Annotated in this window: 3 protein-coding genes and 1 pseudogene; 3 read left to right on the top strand and 1 reads right to left on the bottom strand. The window is 28.6% G+C overall.

Annotated features, from left to right (window positions below):
* Positions 1-139: 139 nt before the first annotated feature.
* The 3 genes from ACFPH8_RS14910 (at position 140) to ACFPH8_RS14900 (ending at position 3,084) form a co-directional block, all read left to right on the top strand.
* Positions 140-736 carry a hypothetical protein gene (locus ACFPH8_RS14910; RefSeq protein ID WP_376862239.1) on the top strand — a complete coding sequence of 199 codons (597 nt, stop codon included), beginning with the start codon at positions 140-142 and terminating at the stop codon, positions 734-736.
* Between the two features lie 217 nt (positions 737-953).
* On the top strand, positions 954-1,529 hold the full coding sequence (locus ACFPH8_RS14905; RefSeq protein WP_376862237.1) for a hypothetical protein: 576 nt from the start codon (positions 954-956) through the stop codon (positions 1,527-1,529).
* 163 nt (positions 1,530-1,692) lie between these two features.
* The gene (locus tag ACFPH8_RS14900) at positions 1,693-3,084 is read left to right on the top strand and encodes an LEM-3-like GIY-YIG domain-containing protein (RefSeq protein WP_376862235.1); all 1,392 of its coding nucleotides are present in this window, start codon (positions 1,693-1,695) and stop codon (positions 3,082-3,084) included.
* Positions 3,085-3,191: 107 nt separating this feature from the next.
* Here the strand turns inward: ACFPH8_RS14900 and ACFPH8_RS14895 are convergent.
* Positions 3,192-3,387: pseudogene (locus ACFPH8_RS14895) on the bottom strand (IS1182 family transposase); the annotation flags it as partial.

Raw genomic sequence — 3,387 nt, 5'->3', positions numbered from 1 at the left:
ATGCAATTAATTTATACAATCAAATAAGATTACATTTATCTTTAGACTATAAAACACCTAATATGGTATATCAATTATCAGCGTAAATTCAATTTTAACCTGTAGCCATATTTCAGGACGAGACACCAAAAAAAACATCGTGACTAAAATAAAAGACATCTATTTGAATAAAGGTTTACGAGTTGGTGGATTTTACGAATTGACTATTCAAGTTTGTCCGAGCTCGAATATGGAACCAATAAAAAAATACACAGAATATATTAAATCGCTTAAAAATGTTGATGGACCATTTGATAGAAACTTTGAGTTAACAAATATAGAAATTGAGACTTTTGAACACGAATGGGTTTTAAATTTAGAGAACGTATCAATTCCGTTTAAAACATTTAATATACACGAAGACGAACCAATTGAAACTGGATTTAATTGGTTTGATATATGCTTTTATACAGAGACAATCGAACAACTATTCGGAGAAGAATATAAAACTTGGGATGAAAACCCTAAATGTCCGCCCGCATTAAATGATTTTTTTAATCAAACAATAATGGATTTGAATAACATCCATAAATTTCAATTAGCAATGATAGACTTTGAAATTTCAGGTCAATATTATTTAGCAGATATGGGTAAAGATTTTAATAATTGGACTAACTCGAATTTCTTTGTGAATGAAAAAGATGCTCATCTGATTTCGGAACGGAATAAAACAGTTGTGGAAATAATAAGTGGATAAAGGCAGTGCATAACACTATATATAGCAAATTGGGCGATTAGTGCTTAATCCAAAAGTTGTTGTCTATTTGCAAAGTCGCCAAATCTTTTGATTTGGTATTAAAAGAGAAAAGTTAAAACAAAAAACAAAAGATTTGGCTTGTGATTAAACCGAAAGTAATCGCTTATTTTCTGCCCAACTTGCCATATATTTAACGTTGTGCAACATATGACCAAAAATGAGAGCGAATACATTTAATACAGGAATTGCAAGTGAATATTTGATATTATCTAAATTATATCGACTTGAATTGGAAGCATATATTAGTCAAGGAAACAAAAAAAGTGTTGACATAAGAGTAATCAAAGAAAACGGAGAAACACTTTCGATTGACGTAAAATCTGTACGCGGATATTCATCACTTGTTGTGAATAATGTAGAACCAAAAGAAAATCATTTTTTAGTTTTTGTCATTTACAACAACAAATTTGAAGATTTGGACTCACATCCAGATATTTTCATTGTGCCAAGTCAAAAAATTTGCGAACCGTTGGTAAGTACTTTCAAGAAAGAAAAGAGAATTATGAAAGGAAAATTGGCTGAATATAAGGACAAATGGAATTTATTAACTGACCAAAGTTACGAAATGGAATTTGACGAAACTGCGGAACAAAAAATTATAGCTGACTTTAACGCAGTTACGGAATTACGCAAATTGAACTACAATCGTGAGCGAATTTGCGAACATCTTTCCGTAAGCGAAGATGAACTGACCGATTGGGAAATTGAATACAATAAAATAACAGGGAATTGAAAAAAATACGTTGCACAACAATGTATAACCGCAATTACGGCGGATTCGACTACGTCCGAATCCACTCGGAATTGCTAAAGCCTGTGTCAAACCGAAAATTAACGCATATTAACCCGTAACTGACGGTTATACGAGACCGTTGTAAATAATTGTGAAGAAACCCTTGAACAAAAAAGAATATTATGTTTATGCCTTAATTGACCCACGAAATAATGAATATTTTTATATCGGAAAAGGGAAAGGAAAAAGATATAATTCACATTTAAATGAAAAATTAAAAAACGTAAAGAATATTCAAAAATTTTCAAGGATAAAAGAAATCGAAGCTGAAAACTTGCGAGTAAAGATTGAAATTTTATTTCCATATCTAACCGAAAGAAATGCACTTGACCTTGAAAAAATAATTATTTATAAAATTGGTCGTGAATCATTCAAAGAAGGTCCTCTGTTAAATTTTGTTCCAGGTGGAGTTTGGTCACCTGGAGAAGGTATTTTCTATGAATCAAAACCAAATATTAATTTTAACATAAGCGTACTTGACTTTGTTGCACAAGAAAAATTTCATTCAATAAAAAAAACATCTACCATTGTTCATTTGGATGAAATAAATCCAAAATACTTCATTTACAAATATGACCTAAATGGAATTTTAATTTCTATTGATTCTATAGTTTGCTTTTTTAAAGATAAAAATACTATTGAATTGTTTTTCGAAATGAACAATGAGGATTTACCTATTTATTTTGGAGGTAACATTTACAGTAAAAAACCTATACTTGATTTTTATTTTTCAAAAAGCTTAATGTCACTTAATCAACATATTTTCGAACCTCAATTCTTAAAAAAATTAGATATTAAGCTTAAAAATAAAAATGATTTTACATTAGAATTAAAACAAAAAGGATTTTCAAGAATTAAAGTAAAATATGAAAAGCTTAAACTCAAAATAGAGACATTTTATCCAAACAATATTATTCAAAATAAAAAATATATAAAAAATGGTAATCCATTCGGGAAATGGTTTGAATACTATGAAAATGGAGAATTAAAATGTATAACAGAATATTATTCAAATGGAGAACTCTTTTCAAGAGAAAATTATAGTAAAAAAGGACTTTTACAATTCAAAAATGAATGTTTTAAGAGTGGAAGAATTAAGAAAACTTGGAGTTATTACAGTAATGGTCTTCTAAACTGGTTTACCGAACATTCTGAAGATTGGAAAATGGTTTTAAAGGAGTTTTATTATCCAAATGGAGAGTTAGAGTATTCATATAATAATTTCAAAGAAAATATTGAGTATACATATTTTAATGAAAATGGTAAATTAATTGAGGAATTTATTTCTGATAGAGGCTATATAAAATACAATTTAAACAAAGATATTATAAGTATTAGTAATACAAAACATATGACCTTTGTTGACCCCTTCAAAATTTTAACTATAAATCAAACAAAAAGAATGAATGATAAAATGAATGAGGAGGAAAAGAGAAAATCAGATGAGGACTGGGAATTATATAACAATTATCTAAATAACAATAATCATAATTAAACAACTATTTACAACAACGGTAACCGTTGCACAACGCTCTAAAAATTTATGCTCAAAACACAATTAAGCCCTTTTTAGGGCTTTTTAAATTTTCTTAAAACTGCCATTTAATTAAAATTTGGTTGGTGGAAATTGAAGCTTATTTCGTTTTGGAGTCCATTTATTTTAGAAATTACAAGACCAAGTGCTTTTGCCTTGGTTTTTGACATTTTCTGTGTAAACTTCAAGTACTTTTTAAGATTGTATGCCATGGCTGCTAAATGCATGACCTTATTTGCCTGTTTTATTCCTATGGTATTTATT

The sequence above is a fragment of the Bizionia hallyeonensis genome, assembly GCF_042657385.1.
In the GTDB taxonomy this organism is placed as follows: Bacteria; Bacteroidota; Bacteroidia; order Flavobacteriales; family Flavobacteriaceae; genus Algorimicrobium; species Algorimicrobium hallyeonense.
Note: the sequence above shows the minus strand (reverse complement) of the source record. Positions and strands in the feature narration are given on the sequence as shown.

What these genes read in the sequence shown, in the direction of transcription:
- ACFPH8_RS14905 (WP_376862237.1), top strand. Translation starts at nt 954, where the DNA reads ATGAGAGCGAATACATTTAATACAGGAATTGCAAGTGAATATTTGATA.